The following is a 20,521-nucleotide window of genomic DNA, read 5'->3' on the forward strand; positions in this document are numbered from 1 at the left end:
GGACACTATACAGAACAAGCTGTCTACTTTCGCCACAAATGGGTCAACAGATAGAAAAGTCCCCGTCACAGGCCCTGAATTAAATTAGGCCTCGTGACGGGGACCGGGTGGCCGGGCTAGTCCACTTCGAGGGAAAGAAGATCCTCGATGGTCTCGCGGCGCAGCATAGGCTTGGTCTGGCCTACGCGCGTGGCGACGACCGCCGAGCGTACCGCACCGTTATAGCGCGAGGACATCATGTACTGGTAGCCACCGGTAGCAGCAAAGGCAATCAAGTCTCCTGGCTGGATATCATTGGGTAGCTCGCCGTCTTCAAGGAGAATATCGCCGGACTCGCAATGGAAGCCCACCACGCGGGAGGGCACCTCTTCCCCATCGCTAAAGCGGTTGACTACGCGCACGTCATAGGCCGAACCGTAAAGTGCCGGGCGGATATTGTCTGACATTCCACCATCGACGGAGATATAGCGGCGCAGCGGCAGATCCGACTTGCCAGTTTCTACATCCTTGACGGTACCCACGCGGTAGACGGTCACCGCCGAGCCGGCAACCAAGGAGCGACCGGGCTCAACCAAGAGGAAGGGCGCCTCGATGCCCAACTCCTCTGCGGTGTGCTTGACCGCGCCGAGCATATCGCCGGCCACGCGCTCGATATCCAGCGCCTCCTCATAAGGCATGTAGGGAATGCCAAAGCCGCCGCCCAGATCGAGCTCTTCCAACGTCACGCCCAGCTCGGTATAAATCTGGCGGTACAGCCCCATGACGCGCTCCGCGGCAAGTTTGAAGCCCTCCGCATTAAAGACCTGGGATCCCACGTGGCAGTGCAGGCCGCTCAGGTGCAGGTTGTCCGCCTCCAAGCAACGCTTGGCCGCAGCAAAGGCTGCACCCGTGGCGAGCGAAATGCCGAACTTTTGATCCTCATGCGCCGTGGCGATGAATTCGTGCGTATGCGCATCAACACCCGGCTTAACGCGGATCATCACCGGCTGGACCTTGCCAGCCTCGCCCGCAATGCGATTGAGCTCTTCCAGCTCGAGCTCGTTATCAATGACCACGTGGCCCACGCCGGCGTCTACACACAAACGCAGGTACTCATCGTCCTTATTGTTGCCGTGCGTGGTGATGCGCTCGGCCGGGAACTCCGCGGCCAAGGCAATCTTGAGCTCATTGAGCGAGGCCGCATCCAAGCACAGGCCTTCCTCATTGACCCAGTTCACGATCTTCTTCGAGATGAATGCCTTGGAGGCATAGTGCACGTGCTCTGGGCCTCCGAAGGCGCGGGCCATGTCCTGGCAGCGGGACCGGAAGTCATCTTCATCGAAGACATACAGTGGGGTCTGGAATTCCTCCGCCAAATCCGGCAGCGGAACACCAGCAATGGTTACTACGCCGTCTTCCTCGCGCTTGGCATTGCGCGGCCAGACGTGGGCCGGCAGCTCATTGAAATCCGCCACTTACATCTTCTCCGGGGTGCTCACGCCCACCATGGTCAAGGCATTCGCCAAGACCACGCGGGAGGCTTGTGCCAACGCTAGGCGGGCGCCGTGGATAGGAGCTTCGTCCTCGCCCGCCTTGGGCAGGACCTGGCAGGAGTCATAGAACCGGTGGAAGACCGCAGCAAGGTCCTCGGCATAGCGGGCGATGCGGTGCGGCTCGCGCAGCTGCGCGGCTTCCTCCACCACGGCCGGGAACTCACCCAAGGTGCGGATGAGGTCGCCCTCGCGATCATGGGTAAGCAAGGAGAGGTCTGCACCGTCCGAATCGATGCCCAGCTCGGCTGCCTTGCGGCCGATGGAGCACAGGCGGGCGTGGCCGTACTGTACGTAGTAGACGGGGTTATCGGAGGACTGGGATTCCCACAGGCCTAAGTCAATATCGATGCTCTGGTCCACAGAGGAACGCACCAGGGAATAACGGGAGGCGTCCACACCGATGGCAGCCACGAGATCCTCCATGGTGATGACCGTGCCCGCACGCTTAGACATGCGCACTGGCTTGCCATCACGCATGAGGTTAACCAGCTGGCCGATGAGCACCTCGACGGCGTCTGCGTTGTACCCCAAGGCCGCTGCGGCAGCCTTCAAGCGCGGCACGTAGCCGTGGTGGTCAGCACCCAGCATGTAGATATTCAAATCGTGGCCGCGGTCGAACTTATCGGCCACGTAGGCAATGTCACCTGCGATATAAGCTGCATTGCCATCGGACTTGACCACCACGCGATCCTTGGAATCGCCGTAATCGGTGGACTTGAGCCACCAGGCATTTTCAGCCTCGTACATATGGCCTTCGGCCTTGAGCTTTTCCAGCGCGGCATCGACTGCACCGGATTCGAAGAGGGAGTTCTCGTGGAAGTAGACATCAAAGTCCACACCAAACTCATGCAGAGACTGCTTGATCTGCGCAAACATCATCTCCACGCCGTCTGCACGGAAGGCTTCCTGAACCTCTTCGTCGCTACCCTCTAGCGCGGATGGGTTCTTCTCCACGACGGCCTGGGCGATGTCCTGGATATAGGCTCCGCCGTAGCCATCCTCTGGAGTAGGCTCGCCCTTCGCGGCAGCCACCAGGGAACGGGAGAAACGGTCAATCTGGCCGCCGTGGTCATTAAAGTAATACTCGCGGGTGACCTGGGCACCAGAGGCCTCCAGCACGCGGCCCAGGGAATCGCCCACGGCCGCCCAACGGGTGCCGCCGAGGTGGATCGGGCCGGTCGGGTTAGCGGAAACAAACTCGAGGTTAACCTTCTTACCCGCAAAGGAATCGTTAGAACCATACTCCTTGCCGGCGCGAAGGATTTGCGCGACGATCTCGCCCTGGGCGTCGGCAGCAAGGCGGATATTAATGAAACCAGGACCGGCAATGTCGGCTTCTGCAACGGCATCATTGTCCGCCAAGGCCTCTGCCAACCAGCCGCCCAGCTCGCGCGGGTTTGCACCGGCCTTCTTGGCCACTTGCAGCGCCACGTTGGTGGCGTAATCGCCGTGCTCAGGATTGCGTGGGCGCTCTACAGTTACCGTTTCCGGCAAAACGGAGGAATCAAGCTCATGGCTTTCCATGACCTTAACGGCAGTTTCTTTAATCAATGTGGCCAAATCAGCTGGTGTCATGTCGCACGATTCTAGTGGACTGAAAAGTCAAGTGTGAAAAGGGCCGGGCCAGAAAACTCCTCTTTGCAGGACAAACGTTTGATAAGAGCTTTTTGCAACATTGATATTGCGAAATAATTGCTGGTCAACAAAGGGACGCATTACGCACGTACTGCTTAAAAGGAGTAGGGTTGTGCCTACCCCCATGTCAAGAATCAACGAGGAGCACCGTATGCGCATTGCGCTATTTTCCACTTGCATTGGTGACGCCCTTTTCCCGGACGTACAAAAGGCAACGGCACTGGTTCTCTCCCGCTTGGGCCACGAGGTGGTCTTCCCGGAGGAGCAGACCTGCTGCGGCCAGATGCACATCAATACCGGCTACCAGAGGGAAACCCTGGGCATGATCCGCTCCTATGCGGATGCCTTCGCAGATCCCTCCATTGACTACGTCGTTGCTGCCTCTGGTTCCTGCGTGGGTGCCGTTCGTGAGCAGCACGAGCGCATCGCCGACCGTTACGGCAGCTCCGCCGACGTCGACGGCGCTCGCAAGACCACCCAGAAGACCCTGGACCTGCCAGAATTCCTGGTAGACGTCGAGGGCGTTACTAACGTGGGCGCATTCTTCCCGCACCGCGTGACCTACCACTCTTCCTGCCACGGCCTGCGCTTCCTGAAGCTGGGCGATCGCCCGATGCAGCTGCTGCAAGAAGTCGAAGGCATCGAACTGGTCACCCTTCCGAATAAGGAAGAATGCTGTGGCTTCGGCGGCACCTTCGCCATCAAGAACGCAGAGGTATCCCGCGCGATGGTCACCGATAAGACTCGCCACATCAAGGAGACCGAGGCAGAATTCGTCACCGGCGGTGACTCTTCCTGCCTGATGAACATCGGTGGCGCCCTGAGCCGCCAGCGTTCCGGCGTCCGCGCCGTTCACATGGCTGAGATCTTGGCTTCCACCAAGGAGCACCCATGGACTCCGACCTCCGCCGCTTACTCCAAGGAGACGATGCTCTAATGACCTCTTTCCTCGATACCACCCCACCGCGCGCGCCGGAAGGCTACGGCAACCTGCGCGGCAGCAAGGCCTTTGTTCCTCTGGCACACGTTGGCCTGAACAACGCCACCCAGCGCCACAACCTGCAGCACGCCACCACTTCCATTCGTGAGAAGCGCTCCAACGCTGTGGAGGAGCTGGACGATTGGCAGGAGCTGCGCGCTGCAGGTTCCGCCATCAAGGAAGACGTTGCCGCCCGCATGCCGGAGCTGCTCGAGCAGTTCGAAGAGGCAGTTAAGGCTCGCGGCGGCGTCGTCCACTGGGCACGCGACGCCAAGGAAGCTAACCAGATCATTGAGGGTCTGGTTCGCGCTACCGGCGAGACCGACGTGGTCAAGGTTAAGTCCATGGCCACCCAGGAAATCGGCATGAACGAGCACCTGGAGGCCGCGGGCATCAACGCTCGCGAGACCGACCTGGCCGAGCTCATCGTGCAGCTGGGCGAGGATAAGCCGTCCCACATTCTGGTTCCGGCTATCCACCGCAACCGCGCGGAGATTCGCGATATCTTCGTCAACAAGATGCCAAATACCGATGACACCCTGCAGGCTAATCCAGCAGAGTTGGCCGAGGCATCCCGCCAGTTCCTGCGCGAGCAGTTCATGCAGGCCAAGGTTGCCATCTCCGGCGCCAACTTCGGCGTGGCAGAAACCGGCACCATCAACATCGTGGAGTCCGAGGGCAATGGCCGTATGTGCCTGACCCTGCCGGAGACCCTCATTACCGTGATGGGCATCGAAAAGCTGGTTCCTACCTTCCAGGATCTGGAGGTCTTCCTCCAGCTGCTGCCGCGTTCTTCCACCGCGGAGCGTATGAACCCGTACACCTCCATGTGGTCCGGCGTTACTGAGGGCGATGGCCCGCAGAACTTCCACTTGGTACTGCTGGATAACGGCCGTACCGCGGCCCTGTCCTCCCCGATCGGCCACCAGGCTCTCAAGTGCATCCGTTGCTCGGCTTGCCTGAATGTTTGCCCAGTCTACGAGCGCGCCGGCGGCCACGCCTACGGCTCTGTCTACCCTGGCCCGATCGGTATTTCCCTGACGCCGCAGCTGACCGGCATGAAGGATCACAACGATCCTTCCGCCAGCCTGCCTTATGCGTGCTCGCTGTGCGGCCGCTGCGACGAGGTGTGCCCGGTGAAGATTCCGCTTTCCGACGTCATTTTGGAAAACCGCCACCAGAAGGTCACCCACGCCACCCCACCAATCGAGCCGAAGCTCTTCAAGACCATTCAGCTACTGTGGAGCAACCCGAAGCTGTGGAACAAGGCAACTCACATGGTCGCCTTGGGCCGCATCTTGGGTGGCACCAACAAGACCATCGAATCCCTGCCACTGTTTATGTCCGGTTGGTCCGAGGGCCGCGACACCGCGGTTCCGCCAAAGAAGTCCTTCCGCCAGTGGTTCGAGTCCGAAGAAGGCAAGGAACTTCTTGCCGAGGCCCGTGAGGAGTCCAAAAAGTGAACGCAAAGCAGGAAATCCTAAGCCGCATCCGCTCCGCCCAGAAGCAGGCTGGTCTCCCCGACCACGTTGATGCCCCGCGCGACTACCACCACGAGGGCACCCTGAACGCGGACGAGCTGCGCGATATGCTCATTGACCGACTCGAGGATTACAAGGCCGAGGTGCACGTCACCGAGGAAGGCGAGCTCAAGCAGACCATCGCCACGATCCTCAAGGACCGCGAGTGCAACGACATTCGTTACGCCGAAGGCATGGACGCCACCCTCTTCGAGGGCTTCGACGCCAAGCCGGACGATAAGTCCGTCGATCCGCGCACCCTGAACGAGACGGACGCTGTGGTTACTTATTCCCACGTCACCTCCGCACAGACCGGCACCATTGTGCTCGAGTCTGATGAGCGCTGCGGCCGTCGTGCACTGACTCTGGTTCCGGACCGCCACCTGTGCATCGTCCACCAGAACGAGATCGTCTACGGTATCCCCGAGGTCATCTCCCGCATGAACCCGGAGAAGCCAGCGACCTGGATCTCCGGCCCGTCCGCTACCTCCGATATCGAGCTCACTCGTGTCGAGGGCGTACACGGCCCGCGTGACCTCATCGTTGTCATCGTCAAGTAGTAATGCGTAGCCCCTCTCCTGCCCCGGCCGGTGAGGGCACCCACCTACTGTGAATATGATGCCAAAGGCATCAAAAAAGCATAGGCTAGGTCTACCAATCATTTTTATTCTGGAGACCTAACCTATGCTTTCTTTTTCTTCTAAGCTTGCGGCCACGCTTGGTGCTGCCGCACTGACCATGGGCATCACTGCACCGATTGCCACGGCCGCGCCTGCACCTGCACCGCTGGAAACCAAGCCCGCTATTTCCTGGGAAGACTGCCCCGAGCAGGTAGACATCGACTCGGCTGAATGCGGACGCATCGAAGTCCCTACCTACTATGACAATCCGAAGGCCGGCACCATCAGCGTCGGCTTCGTGCGGGTGCCCGCAGCCAACCCAAGCGCCCGCCGTGGCGCATTGTTTACCAACCCTGGTGGCCCAAGTGGCGATGCCTATGGTTGGGCCGGCAATAGCGCCATTCCATGGCCACAGGCCGTGCGCGATGAGTGGGACACCATCGGGGTACAACCGCGTGGCCTGCCGGGCTCCACCCCGGTCAAGTGTGATGCCACGGCCACCAGCAATCCGCTCCAAGGCAGCCTCCAGGTAGGAAAGCTCACCCGCGATGCCTGCGAAAAGAATACTCCGGGCTATACCAACTCACTGACCACTGCGAATACCCTGCAGGACTGGGAAATGGTGCGCCGTGCTTTGGGCGAGGAAAAGATTGACATCGCCGGCACCTCTTATGGCACGTACCTCGGCTCTGCCTACGCCACCAAGTATCCAGAGCACACCGGCAAGGTCTTGCTAGATTCGGGTATGAGCCCCAAGCTGGCGTGGAATGGCATCTTTGCTTCCCAACAGCGCGGCTATGAAAAGGGACTGCACGATCTCTTCGGATTTATTGCCAAAAATGATGCGAAATATCACCTTGGCACCACCCCGCTGCAGGTCTATGAAAAGTGGTCGCAGAAGGTAGCGCGTGAAGCAGGTGTACGCCCTACTGTCTTGCCACCTAACGCCAAGATCGGTGACCTACCTCCAGGCCTCGAGTTTGCCGGTCAGCCTGGTGCGGACATTATGACCGCCACTGGCCCGCTGCGGGTGCAGGCGGAGTTTCTCAGCCAGAAGATTCACAACCCGAACGCCGTGCAGGCAGCCTCCCCGTTACTGAACATGACGCGCCTCCTTGTTGTACCGACCCCTTCGCAATGGGATGCCTTTGCCAAGCACCTCAACGGTAGCGAACCTATGGATGCGGAGCAGGCCGATCCGGACGCCTTGCAGAAACAACAGGAGTCCTTCGCGCAAGCAATAAATATGCAAAACCTCATTGTTTGCAATGAAAACACCGTGCCCGGAAATCCGCTGCTGTACCCGAGCTACCTGTGGTCCAACTTCGTCAGCTTTGATCCCTTCACCCAAGTCAACTCTCTCTACGGCTCCGGCGCGGGCTGCGGTGGACGTGCGCCGGTCACTGGCCAGGCGCCTCTCGACGGCTCCAAGCTCGCCACCAAGCCCCTCCAGATTCAAGCAACGGGCGACCCACAAACGCCGTACCAATACCACACCAGCCTCTCGAAGCCGATGCAGTCCCGCGTGGTCACCGTCCACGGCCCTGGCCATGCCCACTTTGCGTCCCAGAATAAGGTCGTCGATGACATCGGCGTGCACTACCTGCGCACCGGCGAAGTCACTACTGCCGACGCCCCCGGGTTGATTTAGTCCCCCACTACCCCATGCGCTAAAATCACATCGTTGGGAATTTTCCCAGCGATGTCTCCGTAGCTCAGCGGATTAGAGCATCGGTTTCCGGTACCGAAGGTCGCAGGTTCGATCCCTGTCGGGGACACATTCACCGCTGACCACCAAGATTTTCTGGTGGTCAGCGGTCTACTTGTTTTCTGGTCAGCTAGGTCTACCTTAGCTGCACACGAGCCTTCTATTTCCACTCCGGCTTGTCGGTATCCACCCCTTGCGCCTTAGCCGCATGCTCAATCGCGTCTGCCAGCCACTGCGCCAACCCCTCCTGCTGCGCCTCATAATGGGCACGGAAGCGTTCATCAGCCACATAGCCGCGCGAGATTAAGAAGTGCTTTGCCGGCGTGACGGGAAAGAAGGCACTGAGTGCTGCGCGGTGCTTGTCGACGAGCCCCTGGGCCTCCTCCGACCCCGCAGCCACACCGCCCGCTACGGCTTGGGCCAGCTCCTTTTCCACCTCAGCGACGCCGGTTTGAGCATCACTCCAGTCATCCTTCGACCAACCGGCCGTGCGCTGCTGATAGATAGACCAGTCCTCGCTCGATCCATAGGCTTCTTCGGCTTCTTGTTGATGCGCGGCGAAGTTGGCATCGCCGACAATCTGTCCTATTTCTTCGGTGGTGAGCTTTCGGTTATTCATTGCATCCTCCATCAAGGTGTCAATTGCTGCCAGCATGTCTGTAAGACTGTCTCGCTGCGCGAGCAGGCTTTCTCTTTGCCTCCGCAAATGCTCCAGATCGGAAGCATCGCCATCTAGCAGCTGTTTAATATCGGTCAATTTCATCCCGGTAGCGCGGTAGATCAGAATCTTCTGCACGCGGGCGCAGTCTTCCTCGGTATACAGCCGGTAATTGGACCAGCTGCGCCACGTGGGAGATAGCAAGCCTTGTGCCTCCCAGTGGTGCAAGGAGCGCACCGTAATGCGGAAAAGCGCTGCTACCTCGCCAACGGTATAAAGAACTTCATCGATGTCGTCCATGGTGACATTGTCGCGCCTAACGTCGCGTCAGGGTCAACCCCAAAGAAAATTTGCAGAAACTGTTGCCAGAGTGTTGGGTTTATGCAACACTTGAATGTATGACAGCAAACGACGCCCCTGTTTCAACAACGATCCGCGCCGAACGGTTCCGCAGGCTCGGCCCCACCCGGGGATTAATCGCGTCAATGTATGGCTGCGTAGCTGTATCCGCGATTTTCCTCATCGTCGCCCTGGCGATTTCTTCTTACTGGGCACTGTTAGGAATGTCTATCGCAATGGTGCTTTCTTGCATTCCCTGGACCATTCTGCGGGTGTCCATTGATTCCAAAGACCGCAAGCCGCTGTCCTCTCTTGATGAGTACGAGGCCCGGGTTCTCGACCAGTGGCGCCGGAAGGCTTTCCAGCTGTCTAACGCGTTTCTTTTTGCCGGCGGTCTTGTCACCCTTCTCGTAGGCAATTGGTTCCTAGGCGGAGGAATTACCGGCACTATTGGCACCAAATATTTGCTTGGAGCTGGCTACTACCTGCTCTTTAGCTACTTCATCTCTGCCACGTTGCCCGCTGTCGGCTACGCACTGACCTTCAACCAGAACTCGGAGGACTAACACATGCCCACCTTGACCATTGACCACCTCAATAAGTCCTTCGGGGAGACTCAAGCCCTGCGGGATATGACCTTTAGCGTTGGTGACGGCGAAATCTTCGGTTTCGTCGGATCCAACGGCGCCGGAAAATCCACCACCATGCGCATTGCACTTGGTGTGCTGGCCAAAGACTCTGGCGAGGTCTACTTCGATGACGCCCCAATCAATGACGATAACCGCCGCCGCATTGGTTATATGCCAGAAGAGCGCGGGCTCTACGGCAAAGAGCCTCTGCTTAGCCAGCTGGTCTTCCTCGGTACACTGCACGGCATGGATAAGCCCGCCGCCAAGCGCGCCGGCACTGAGCTCCTAGAACAGTTAGGTCTGGGCGAGCGCATGGACGATAAGCTCGATGACCTCTCCTTGGGCAATCAGCAACGAGTACAGCTCGCGGCCTCCCTCATCCACGACCCCGACATGCTGATTCTGGACGAGCCTTTCTCCGGGCTGGACCCGGTTGCGGTCAACGTCATGTCAGACATGCTGCGCGAGCGCGCCAATCGCGGCGTGCCCGTCATTTTCTCCTCGCACCAGTTGGACCTGGTGCAGCGCTTGTGTGACCGCGTGGGCATTGTGACGAAGGGGCATATGGTGGCTGAAGGGGGCGTCGATAAGCTGCGCAGCCAAGGCCCTCTCCGCTTTGAGGTCGCTACCCCAGCGCGCGGCTGGTATCCGGAAGGCACGGAGCTGGTGGCAGAAACAGCCGACGCCGTCGTGCTCGAGGCCGATGAAACCATCGATGACCAGGCAATCCTGCAGGCAGCCCTAGCCGCAGGCCCGGTACATTCCTTCGGCCGCAAGATCCCAGACCTGACCGAGCTTTTCCAGGACGTCGTCACCAGCAACCAGAACGAGGAGGCCTAGGCCATGCAGTATTCCGCAATGAAGACCATCGGAGTTGTAGCCAAGCGTGAGATGGCGGTCGCGCTGAAGTCGAAGATGGTGGTGGGCACCATGCTGCTACTCATCCTCGGTGCCATTATCGGCCCTATCGCTATCAATTTCTTCAGCGGCGATGACGAACCAGATTCCGTAGCCGTCGTGGGGATGGAAGCGTCTGCTTTTGATGATTCCGGCATCGATGCCACCGCGGCGAAAGACCGCGCAGAAGCCCAGCAGATGGTAGAGAATGAAGACGCCGATGCCGCCTTAGTGCCGGCCGAGAACGACGGCTGGGAACTCGTGAGCAAAGGGGATGCCCCAGCGTCCGTGACCACCACCGTCAACCAAATCGTTGCTTCTCAAGCACAAGCAACTGCGCTGGATACGCTCAATATTGACCCACAAGAGTTAGAAAAGGCTACCCCCTCGACCACGGTCAATCAGGTGAACTTAGAAGAAGAGGACGGCACGGAACATAAGATGGCCGGCGTAGCCACGGTCCTCATTGGCGCAATGGTGGTCGTCTTTTCCGTCATGACCTTCGCCGGCTTGATTGGTGGCCGCGTCACGGAGGAAAAGTCGTCCCGAGTGGTGGAAATTATCTTGTCTTCCGTGCGTCCGGTGGACTTTTTGGCCGGCAAGATTCTGGGCAATACCATCGTTGGATTCCTAGCCACGCTGCTCATTTTGGGCGGCGGTGCTATCTCTCTTGCTACGACTGGATTGGCTAGTGACATCGAGCTGGACTACGGCTTGGTAGCCGTCCTCCTTGTTGGCGAGATTCTCGGCCTGCTCTTCTTTGGCAGCCTCTACGCTGCAGCCGGCTCGATGGTGCAGCGCACCGAGGATCTCCAATCCACGCAGGCACCCATCCTTTTCCTCGTCTTTGCCACCATGTATGTACCGATGTTCGGCTGGATGCACCTAGATGCTACATGGATGCAGGTCATGACCTGGCTGCCGCCGGTATCCATGCTGGTCGCCCCTATGCAGGTGGCCGGGGGCAACCTCAGCTGGCTGGGACTTGCCGCAAGCTACCTGCTCATGGCCTTGGTCACGGCACTTATTATCGTCATCGTTGGCCGCATCTACCGCCGCGCCATTTTGAATAATGGCAGGAAGATGACCTGGCGTCAGGCGCTGGGCAAGTAAAAAATAATCCGGCTTCCCGCCGTCGTGCGGGAGCCGGATTCTTCTATGTGCCGAAGCTACTGAGTAATGAACTCGTTGGTGATCGGCTGAGTGATGTCCAAGGTGCCGTGCTCGATGTAGTACATACCGAAGAACATGGCAGCAACCATTACCAGTGCCAGCAGCATGTTCGGGATCCACTGGACGAAGACGGAAACCCAGCCCTTGCTCTTATCGCGGGCGGCTGCTTCGCGCTGTTCCTGAGCCTCACGCTCGTTCATAATGATAAAACCTTTCGATCCACCGAGGATTAACTACGGATATCTTAACAGTTAAGCGACCAGAAGGCCGCATTCCTCGCACTTTTGATTGACACCAAAATTTGGCGATTAAATTCCTGGGTCCTCATCATTGAGCAGCGCCTCTACGAAGGACTCGCGGTCACCAAGCATGCGCTCAATGTCCTCTTCCGCGCCGACGATCCACAGCTCGGTGTCTTGGTCATAGGTGAGAGCGGAATCTGGGTAGGCCTCCAGTGCCTCCTCCATGGCGGCAACCTGGTCCTCGCTGGCGGCGTCGTCCAAGTGCACCTCTGGATCGCCGATGCGCGGGCTAAGCTCCTCCAACGCGGTGATCCCGTAGGTCTTATACTGCTTCTTCGGGTGCTCGAAGAGCTCTTGTCCCATCATGGAGCTTAATCCTTTCCGTGTAGTAGCGAATCTGGCACGTACCCCTCATAGCCCGGGATGTTATTGACCTGAAGAACTCCGGTGAAAAAGCGCCGCAGCGCCGGTACGTCCTCGGGTTGCAGGTGGTCAAAGACCATACGGCGCACAGATTCCACGTGCTCCGGAGCGGCACGCCGCAGGTGTTCTAGGCCCACGTGGGTCACACACACGTTGATGCCGCGTGCATCATCCTCGTCTGGTTCTTTGGTGAGCAGGCCGCGCTTTTCCATGCGAGTTACCTGATGGGAGGCGCGGGAGCGGTCCCACTCCAGCTGCGTGCACAGTTCGTGCAGGCGCAGGCGTTGTTCCGGTGCCTCGGACAGGGCGACGAGGACGGCGAACTCGGAGGCAGATACTTCGCCGCCGGCCTTGAGCGTTTCCTCCATTCCCCTATCGATCTTGCGCACGGCGCCAAGGAGCAGGCGCCATAGCTCCTGCTCATCGTCGTCTAACCAGCGAGTTTGATAAGGCATGGCACTAGATTACCCCTTTGAGCGCGGCAATGTCGCGCTCACTGCGTCCCGGTACGCGGGAGTAGCGCTCCGGCATGCAGGTAAAGACCAATACCTGGTTGTCCCTTCCGACATGGGAAAAGAGCGTGGCCATAAGTTGCAGGCGGTGTGCATCGGTAGAGCCCAACGCGTCATCCACAATAACGGGAACCGACTCCGGCCCCACCAATTGCGCGATGGCAAAGCGGGTGAGGATGGCCAGCTGCTCGCGGGCACCACCGGAGAGGCTGGCCAGGCTCACCGTTTCATTGTCCTGGGTGCGGGTGGTCACGCGGAGGTCGTCATCGAGCTCGAAAGTGATGCCGCCGCCGTACACGGTGCGGGCCAGCCGCGACAGTGCAGCCACGAAGGGCGCGGCGTAGCGCTGGCGGGCGGCATCGCGATGCTTGAGCAACAGTTCGCGCAGATAGCGGGCGGCTTGCGCACGCTTGTCCACGCTCTCATATACCGCCCGGGCCATCTCCAGCGCCGCGGTGGCCTGTTGGGCGCGCTCGGCGGCACCGGAGTGGAAGTTCACCTCGCTGGAAAGCCGGCCGAGGTCTACCTCGCAGCGTTGGATGCGTTCGGTGAGGTAATCCAGGTGGGACTGCGCGCCTTCTACCAGGGACTGCGCGGTAGCAAGGTCAACGGCTTCCATTTCTTCGAGCTGCCCGCGCAGGTCTCCCACGACGGCTTCTAGGCGGCTGACCTCGGCACGCAGGTCCTCGTCGGCGGCGCGCTCGCGCGCGGAGGTGAGGTCCCGAGTCACGCGCTGCGCGTTTTCGCGGGCCGCGGCAAGTTCGGCATCGAGGCGCACAGCCTCATGGGCCAGGCGGCTTTCGCGGTACGGTACGAGTTCGCGGTCGAGCGCATCGACCTTTTCGCTAGCTTCTTCCTCCGCGGCTTCGGCGGCGGCGAGGTCTAGCTCCTCCCCGTCCGCAAGGTCCGCGATCTTCTCAGCCAGCGCAGTATGCTGGGCGCGCAGCTCGCCCAAATCATCCGGACCCAGTTCCGCGGCAAGGGCGCGGGTGGCAGCATCGAGGGCGTCGTTCTGTGCGCGGTGCGTCTCATGGGCTTCCTCGGCCGCAGCCACTGAACCTACGCCCAGGGTATCGAGCAGCTCGTGCAGCCGGGTGCGGGCCTGTTCCACATCGCGCTGGGTGTCCTCCGCGGAATAGGAACCGGCCGAGAAGCGGGCGGTGATATCGCCGATGGTGATTACGCGGGAGTCGACAAGCTCGACGGCGGTGTCTTCCCCCACCTCGATGTCCTCGCCGTCGACGCGGATGGTGGAGCCAGCAGGTCCGGAAAAATACACCTTGGCGGCCGCGGCCTCGTGCAGGCGCTCGGCCACCGACAGCGCTGAGTCCGCCTTATGCAGGCTGGTGACATCGGCCGCGGTGACCTCGCGACTGCGCTGGGCGATGGCCGCACGAGCCTGGTCTACCTCGGCGGCTAGTCCGTCAAGCGATTCCAGACGGGTGCTGAGCTGCTCAAACTTCTTCTTGTCCTGCAGGCGGCGTGCCTGCTTTAAAGTGCTGCGGGCCGCGGCATAGTCCTCTTTGGCCTCTGCCAGTTGCTTCTCCAGCGATTCTTTGGCCGCGGCTTCTTCTTTCGCCTTGTCCTGGGCGGCGGTGAGCTTGTCCTGGGCGGCCTCGGTGGCCGTGGCGGCTTCCTCGGCCGCGGTGACGAGCCCGGCGCGCTCGGTGACGGCGGCTTTCGCACGGGCAAGGTCATCCGTAGCACGGGCGAGGGTGGCCTTATGGGAGTCCAGGGTGGCCTGCGCGGTGGCAGCTTCCTCGGCCTGGGCTTGTTTCTCTGCGAGGTCGGCGCGGGCGGCGGGAAGCTCTGCTTCGGCGGCGGCTTGGTCGCGCTCGAGTTGTTCGTAGCGCTCGACCACGGAGTCGAGCTCGCGCAGTACGCGAGTGGCCTCAGTGTATTCTTCTTCGGCACGCGCTAGGGCTGCGGCGGATTCCTTGTACTCGCCGGCCGGATTACCCTTCGCCGCGGTGAAGTAGCGCTGATACTCCTTGTCCACGCGGGCCAGCAGCGCAGAATCGTCGCCGGAAACCTCGTCCTCGGCCAGGCCAGATTCGCGCTCGAGCGCGCGGGTCAGACTCGGAATGCCAACGGCAGAGATGGCCTCGCCGGTATCGTCTTGGCGCATAAAAAGGGCGTCGACAAGCGAGCGGTCCAGGTGCTCAGAGAGGATGCGCTCCAGCTCATCGTCAGCCTGGCTGCCGGTAAATTGCGCCGGCCGCGGGGACGAAATATTAAGCTCGCAGGACTTCTTGGATAGCCAGCGCTTGGCAATGCGGAAGCGGTACTCCCCCACGCTTAGCTCGGCCGTAACTTCCGGGGCAACGTCCTTGCCCACCGGCTGCAGGGAGCGAATGCGCTTGGAGCGGCCGCTGTGCTTTTCGGTGAGCACCACGTCGAGCGCCTCCACGATGGTGGACTTGCCAGCCTCATTCTCGCCATGGATGACCACGACGCCGGTCTCGGGCAGCTCATCGAGGACCAGGTGCTCAATGCCGCGAACGTTGGTGAGTTCTAGGCGGTGGATGCGCATTAGGACTGTCCCTCCAAGCGGAATAGCAGGTTGGCGGCGTCGCGGGCGACGGGATCCTCGCGGTTATCCAGCAGTTCATGCAGCGCTTCGGCCGCATAGCCAGAAATATCGAGGCTGGCCAATTCCTCCTCGCTGGGTTCCAAGTAAAGATCCATGGTGCGCTCGCGCGGGCGCAGGGAGGCAAACACGGCCTCGTACTCGTCCAGACCGCGCTGCAGACGGGCGTGGGCCTCGACGCCGAGCGTGCCGCGCAGGCTATATTTCACGGCCGTGCGCACCTTATCGGGGTACTCGCCTAGGCGCGCGAGGAAGCGCTCCACGTCTTCGGCAGAATCCACGGCGGCATCAATGGCCTCAAAGGTCCAGCGGCCGATGCGGCGCTTATCGACGTCCACCTCATCCCCCACACGCACCACCAACGCATTGCCGGAATCGGCCTCGCCGCCACCGGTGCTGGTTTCCTTATAGTCCGTGGTCTCCGGGCTGCCGGAGAACCACACCCGGCCGGTGGTGCCGAGGCTGGCGGTGGAGTGGGTATCGCCCAGCGCTAGGTAGTCGATCACCCCGCGGTCCAGGCAGTCCTCGACGAAGGCAAGGTCGATGGTATCGGCGTCATCCTCGCCGGAGCGGGAGTCCACCTGGCCGTGGCCGACGGCGATGCGAATGCCCGCGGCCGGCTCCAACGGTTCGAGCGCTTGGCGGACCAAGTCGTGGTTTGCGCGCTTGGACAGATACGGTGCGCCGACCAGCTCCACGCCGGGCGCAACCTGGATGGGCTCTGAGTCTGCGATGACGTGGACATTCTCCGCGCTAGTCTTATAAAAGACCGAATCCGCCACCAGCGGGTCGTGGTTTCCCGGCAGGACATAGACCGGCACCGGCAGGCGCTTGAACATCTCCGTGGCGCGGGCGAGGATGTCGCGCGAGAGGGCATTATGCTCGAAGATATCACCGGCCACGACTATGAAGTCCGCGCCCGTGTCCTTAGCCAGCTCTCCCAACCGGACGATGGCGGCCTCGCGGTCATCATTAAAGCGGCCTTGGGCCTCGCCCTTCAAGAACCACCGGGTCATGCCCAGCTGAAAATCAGAGGTATGGATAAACGTGGTAGCAGTCATTAGTGCGAGAGGTGATAGTAGAGGTCTTCAATATCGGATACCGCGCGCAGGAGATCCAGATTGGTGTGTGAAACCGAGCGCATGGCCTTGCGCAACAGGTCCGGATCGGAGTCATCGATGGCCGGGGCGACCTTGGGCTGCGGCAGCTTCGGCAGCTCGCGGCCGTTCCAGAAGATCTCATTCTTTTCTTCCTCGGACAGGTCGCTCGGGGTAAAGCTTTCGCGGCTGACCGTCTTGGCCTGTTCGAGGACCATGCGCTCTAGGCGGGCAAAGTCCAGACCACGCATATTAAAAATGACGGCCGGGTCCGCATCAGCGCGGGTGGCGAGCTTATCGCCTACCGCCACGATGTGCTTGCATACGTACTCGCCATCGGGGCAGTCACAGGTCAGGCGCAGGTCTTCGGCCTCGGGGGCGAAGAGGGTGTCCAAGGCGGCGTCGGAAAGCATGCCCTTGCGCGCGTTGGCCACGGAATTGGGGGTGCGGGCGAATTCGGTGGCCAGCTGGGCAATATCGTCGTTATTGCGGTACGGCAGCTGGATGAGCACCGCAAAGGGCTCGTTCTGGGAGCCGGCCACGCGCCCGTGGATGGCGCCGTTGCGCACCTCGAGGCCCACGACGTGTCCGCCTTCGGCATACTGGCGGCCCCGGGTAATCCTGCCTCGGTCTGCACCATGCGAGGTAAAAGCCGCGATGCGGGAGGCCGTAGTGGACAGGATGCGCCCGCTGCGGTCCACGTGATTGACCTCGGCCGGGGTGCTTACTCGTTTGCGGGTGCCAAAATTAGCATAGATGACGTTGTCGTCGCCTTTTACGGCCATGGATTACTCCCTCCCCCGATAGCTCATGAGTGCGGCCAGCTGATCTGGGTCTAGCTCGGTAAGCCAGCCCTCGCCTTCGCCCACCACGGCGCCGGCCAGCTGCGTCTTGCCGTCCAAGATATCCTGGATGGATTCCTCCAGCGTACCTGCGGTGATCATCTTATACACCTGCACATTGCGGCGCTGGCCAATGCGGAAGGCACGGTCCGTCGCCTGGTTTTCCACCGCCGGATTCCACCAGCGGTCCATGTGTACGACGATAGAGGCGGCCGTGAGGTTCAGGCCGGTGCCGCCCGCCTTGAGCGATAGGATCATCGCCGGTGGGCCGTCCTCGGACTGGAAGTCCTCCACCATCTGGTCACGCTTATTCTTGCTTACCCCGCCGTGGAGGAAGGGGATCTCGCGGCCGAGCTGGTCGCTTAAGTAGGGCTGCAGGATATCGCCAAAGGCCTTGTACTGGGTAAAGACGAGGAGACGCTCGCCGGATTCGGTGGCCTCGTCCACGATGCGCATGAGCTCTTTGACCTTGCCAGAGCGGTGCTTGCCCTTGAGCGTCACCGGAGAGTTATCACCCAGGTAGTGCGCGGGGTGATTACAAATCTGCTTAATGCGGGTCAGCGAGGCCAGCACCAAACCGCGCTTATTAATGCCCGTCGCCTCCTGCAGATCCTTCTTCACCTGGTTGACCAGTGCCTTATACAGGGCGGCCTGCTCGGTGGTCATGGATACGGTGAGGATCTGCTCGGACTTTTCCGGCAGGTCATCGATGATATTCGGGTCCGTTTTGACGCGGCGGAGGATAAACGGCGCGGTGAGCTGGCGCAGGCGCTCGGACATTTCCTCGTCATTATTGCGCTCGATGGCCTTGGCAAAGTGATTGCGGAAGAACGAGGCGGTGCCCAGCACGCCGGGGTTGCAGAAATCCAGGATGGAGCGCATCTCCGAGAGGCGATTTTCCACCGGGGTACCGGTCAGCGCCACGCGGTGTTCCGAGGGCAGCGAGCGCACGGCCTTGGACGAGCGCGTCGCGGAATTCTTAATCGCCTGGGCCTCGTCGAGGACGACGCGCTGCCAGCCGACTTCGCCCATGTCCTTAAAATCGCGGCCCACGGTGCCGTAGGTGGTGATGACGAGGTCACACTCGCTGGCCTCCTTTAAAAAGTCCTCCCCGCGCGGGCGGCTGGGGCCGTGCTGCACCATGACTTTGAAGTCTGGGACGAAGCGCTGGGCCTCGCGGGCCCAGTTGCCCACCACAGACGTTGGTGCCACCACGAGGGTGGGGCCGGTCTGCTCCCCGCGGTCCTTCTCCACCGCGAGGAGGGACAGTAGTTGGAGGGTTTTGCCGAGCCCCATGTCGTCGGCAAGCACTGCTCCAATGCCACTGCGCGACATCCAATACAGCCAGTCGACGCCGCGGCGCTGGTACTCGCGCAGCTCCGCATGGACGGAGGCGGGAATCTCCACGCGCTCCGGGGCAACCTTATCCACCCCGCCGAGCAGCGCCGTGTGCCAGGTGCTGCCGGTGAACTCGATGGGCTCTTGGGTCATGGACTCTAGCGCCAGCTCGCGCAGTTCGGCCACGGTGACCTGCTCGTGCTCCTCGCCGCTCTCGTTGAATTCTTGGCGGCGGCGCTCCACGTCCGCCATCAGGGCTTGCCACCCTGGCTGGTCGAGCTGCTTGGCCATCTCCGCGGAGGCGGCTAGCTGCTCGAGCTCCTTCTTTTTGCGCGCTATGGCCTTCTCCCGCAGCGCGTCCATGTAGCCGGAGACTTGGGAGACGACCTGTTTATCGGCCATGACCCACTTGCCGCGCAGCTGGATGAGGCCGGACTTGGAATTGACCAGGTCTTCCATCTCTTCCTCGGTCAGCTCCACATCGCCTACGGACATGCGCCAGTTATAGTCCACTAGCTTATTCATGCCGATGTGCTTCTTCGTGGCGGCCTCGGCCGGATCGCGAGCCTCGTGGGTTTCCAGCTTGGCCTTAGTCTCCATCTGCGCCCACGCCTTGGGCAGCATGACGGTCACGCCACTGGCCTTGAGCTTATCCACCTCATGGGTAATAAAGTGGGTGAGCTGGTGGGTTTCTAGGTAGACGTCCCAGTCGCCGTCGCCAGGCTGCGGCAGCTGCGCGGTCTCCCCCAGCGTGGGTGCGATGCGCACGGCCTTGCGGTGAGCTTCGCGCAGCTTTTCCACACTCGCTCTATCCAAACTTTGCGCCGACACCGGCCGTGGAGAATCCGTGCCCGAGCGCACCCGCACGCGCACTGGCCACTTGGCCGTATCCGGGTCAACGTCAAGCGGCTCCTCCACGATGTAGACCAGCTGGAGTTCTACCTCGTAGATGGAATTCTTCCACTCGTTGAGCCCGCGCAGCAGCTGCGAGCGCCCTCGTCGGATCGGCCGCGTATCGAGCAGGGCGCGGGCGAACTCGTGCCAGGGCATCGGGCGCGGAGCCTCCGCCACGGGCCGCAGCTCGCGGAAGGCAATCCAGTGGGTGAGCTCATCGGCCATGTCATCTGAGAGTGCCCGGTTATTCACGTGCAAGATGCCCGGCGCGGCCGCCATCATCTCCGCGAGCCAACCGCGCTCGTCCAAGCCCGAGGCCAGCTGCCACATGGGGAACCACTCATTGGCCTGGTAAGCCAGCCGGAAGGTCACGCGGCCAGCGCGCACGAACTTGCATAGGCCACTGTAGGCGTGGATGAGCCACTGAAGGTCGGGCGCAATGGTGGCCGGCGGCTTGTGGTTCAGGTGCTCCATTTGGGCAAGCGCCGCCACGGCCTCTTCGGGGCCGAACATCGCCATGGGCACCATCAGGGAGACATCCTTGCCCTTTGGCGTACGCAGCGATACCCGCGCTCGGTTGCGGAAGGATTTCTTCGCCAGGATGGACTCCACCGCTGGCGGGAAGGTGCCCTCAGGAACGGCATTGGGCATGACGATCTTGTGTCCTTTTACCTGTTCAATCCATAGACCTAGTCCCGTAACGGGGAGCCACAGTCCATGCACTAGGTAAGAAGCCATAGCCGCCAGCATAGCAGCCCCTTTTGGTTTTGTTACAGGCTCGTTATGTTCCACCCTTTTCCCAGTTGAACGACAGAAAATCGAAACGGAGATCTGCGCCACACCTGTATTTTCGCTTGGGTTAACCTTGTGACCCCGTTAACGTGAGAATGTCA

17 protein-coding genes and 1 tRNA gene are annotated in these 20,521 nt (G+C 60.9%); 8 read left to right on the top strand and 10 right to left on the bottom strand.

Going from position 1 to position 20,521, the window contains the following annotated elements; translation table 11 throughout:
* Positions 1-116 precede the first annotated feature (116 nt).
* A complete protein-coding gene (gene lysA / locus ACKFRY_RS09555; protein WP_408922753.1) occupies positions 117-1,454 on the bottom strand; it encodes a diaminopimelate decarboxylase in 1,338 nt (445 codons plus the stop codon).
* The gene (gene argS / locus ACKFRY_RS09560) at positions 1,455-3,107 is read right to left on the bottom strand and encodes an arginine--tRNA ligase (RefSeq protein WP_150851121.1); all 1,653 of its coding nucleotides are present in this window, start codon (positions 3,105-3,107) and stop codon (positions 1,455-1,457) included.
* 211 nt (positions 3,108-3,318) lie between these two features.
* Between argS and ACKFRY_RS09565 the strand changes: the two genes are divergently transcribed.
* The 5 genes from ACKFRY_RS09565 (at position 3,319) to ACKFRY_RS09585 (ending at position 8,064) form a co-directional block, all read left to right on the top strand.
* Positions 3,319-4,104, top strand: coding sequence for a (Fe-S)-binding protein (locus ACKFRY_RS09565; protein ID WP_250410401.1), 786 nt, complete (start codon positions 3,319-3,321; stop codon positions 4,102-4,104).
* Entirely contained in the window at positions 4,104-5,609 is a 1,506-nt protein-coding gene (locus tag ACKFRY_RS09570) for a lactate utilization protein B (protein WP_179386362.1), read from the top strand. Before ACKFRY_RS09565 ends, ACKFRY_RS09570 begins: the two co-directional genes overlap by 1 nt.
* Complete coding sequence (locus tag ACKFRY_RS09575; protein WP_239228080.1) at positions 5,606-6,226, top strand: LUD domain-containing protein; 621 nt, start codon at positions 5,606-5,608, stop codon at positions 6,224-6,226. Before ACKFRY_RS09570 ends, ACKFRY_RS09575 begins: the two co-directional genes overlap by 4 nt.
* A 124-nt stretch (positions 6,227-6,350) precedes the next feature.
* On the top strand, positions 6,351-7,937 hold the full coding sequence (locus tag ACKFRY_RS09580; protein ID WP_408922754.1) for an alpha/beta fold hydrolase: 1,587 nt from the start codon (positions 6,351-6,353) through the stop codon (positions 7,935-7,937).
* A gap of 53 nt (positions 7,938-7,990) precedes the next feature.
* Positions 7,991-8,064: transfer RNA gene (locus ACKFRY_RS09585), tRNA-Arg, on the top strand.
* Positions 8,065-8,154: 90 nt separating this feature from the next.
* Here the strand turns inward: ACKFRY_RS09585 and ACKFRY_RS09590 are convergent.
* Positions 8,155-8,952, bottom strand: a complete 798-nt coding sequence (locus ACKFRY_RS09590) for a MerR family transcriptional regulator (RefSeq protein ID WP_250412371.1) — start codon at positions 8,950-8,952, stop codon at positions 8,155-8,157.
* 185 nt (positions 8,953-9,137) lie between these two features.
* Here ACKFRY_RS09590 and ACKFRY_RS09595 point away from each other — a divergent pair, with 185 nt between their 5' ends.
* Genes ACKFRY_RS09595 through ACKFRY_RS09605 form a run of 3 tightly spaced genes read left to right on the top strand, consistent with a single transcriptional unit; the run spans position 9,138 to position 11,630 of the window.
* Complete coding sequence (locus ACKFRY_RS09595; RefSeq protein WP_408922755.1) at positions 9,138-9,557, top strand: hypothetical protein; 420 nt, start codon at positions 9,138-9,140, stop codon at positions 9,555-9,557.
* A 3-nt stretch (positions 9,558-9,560) separates the two neighbouring features.
* Positions 9,561-10,460 carry an ABC transporter ATP-binding protein gene (locus ACKFRY_RS09600; RefSeq protein WP_005323417.1) on the top strand — a complete coding sequence of 300 codons (900 nt, stop codon included), beginning with the start codon at positions 9,561-9,563 and terminating at the stop codon, positions 10,458-10,460.
* A gap of 3 nt (positions 10,461-10,463) precedes the next feature.
* On the top strand, positions 10,464-11,630 hold the full coding sequence (locus ACKFRY_RS09605; RefSeq protein ID WP_005323418.1) for an ABC transporter permease: 1,167 nt from the start codon (positions 10,464-10,466) through the stop codon (positions 11,628-11,630).
* A 56-nt stretch (positions 11,631-11,686) separates the two neighbouring features.
* Here the strand turns inward: ACKFRY_RS09605 and ACKFRY_RS09610 are convergent, their stop codons facing one another.
* The 7 genes from ACKFRY_RS09610 to ACKFRY_RS09640 all read right to left on the bottom strand — a co-directional run bounded on the left by ACKFRY_RS09610 (position 11,687) and on the right by ACKFRY_RS09640 (position 20,378).
* The gene (locus ACKFRY_RS09610) at positions 11,687-11,890 is read right to left on the bottom strand and encodes a hypothetical protein (protein WP_005323426.1); all 204 of its coding nucleotides are present in this window, start codon (positions 11,888-11,890) and stop codon (positions 11,687-11,689) included.
* A gap of 108 nt (positions 11,891-11,998) precedes the next feature.
* Positions 11,999-12,298 (bottom strand): hypothetical protein, encoded by a 300-nt coding sequence (locus ACKFRY_RS09615; RefSeq protein WP_005323427.1) that lies wholly within the window; start codon positions 12,296-12,298, stop codon positions 11,999-12,001.
* A 5-nt stretch (positions 12,299-12,303) separates the two neighbouring features.
* Complete coding sequence (locus ACKFRY_RS09620) at positions 12,304-12,810, bottom strand: MarR family winged helix-turn-helix transcriptional regulator (RefSeq protein ID WP_250410312.1); 507 nt, start codon at positions 12,808-12,810, stop codon at positions 12,304-12,306.
* A 4-nt stretch (positions 12,811-12,814) separates the two neighbouring features.
* Positions 12,815-15,400, bottom strand: a complete 2,586-nt coding sequence (locus ACKFRY_RS09625; RefSeq protein ID WP_408922756.1) for an AAA family ATPase — start codon at positions 15,398-15,400, stop codon at positions 12,815-12,817.
* The gene (locus ACKFRY_RS09630) at positions 15,400-16,518 is read right to left on the bottom strand and encodes an exonuclease SbcCD subunit D (protein ID WP_408922757.1); all 1,119 of its coding nucleotides are present in this window, start codon (positions 16,516-16,518) and stop codon (positions 15,400-15,402) included. The genes ACKFRY_RS09625 and ACKFRY_RS09630 overlap by 1 nt, the downstream gene beginning before the upstream one ends.
* Entirely contained in the window at positions 16,518-17,339 is an 822-nt protein-coding gene (locus ACKFRY_RS09635) for an SWIM zinc finger family protein (RefSeq protein WP_408922758.1), read from the bottom strand. Before ACKFRY_RS09635 ends, ACKFRY_RS09630 begins: the two co-directional genes overlap by 1 nt.
* A 3-nt stretch (positions 17,340-17,342) precedes the next feature.
* A complete protein-coding gene (locus ACKFRY_RS09640) occupies positions 17,343-20,378 on the bottom strand; it encodes a DEAD/DEAH box helicase (protein ID WP_408922759.1) in 3,036 nt (1,011 codons plus the stop codon).
* Between the last annotated feature and the right edge of the window lie 143 nt (positions 20,379-20,521).

The sequence above is a fragment of the Corynebacterium tuberculostearicum genome, from assembly GCF_046097255.1.
Lineage (GTDB): Bacteria > Actinomycetota > Actinomycetes > Mycobacteriales > Mycobacteriaceae > Corynebacterium > Corynebacterium tuberculostearicum_J.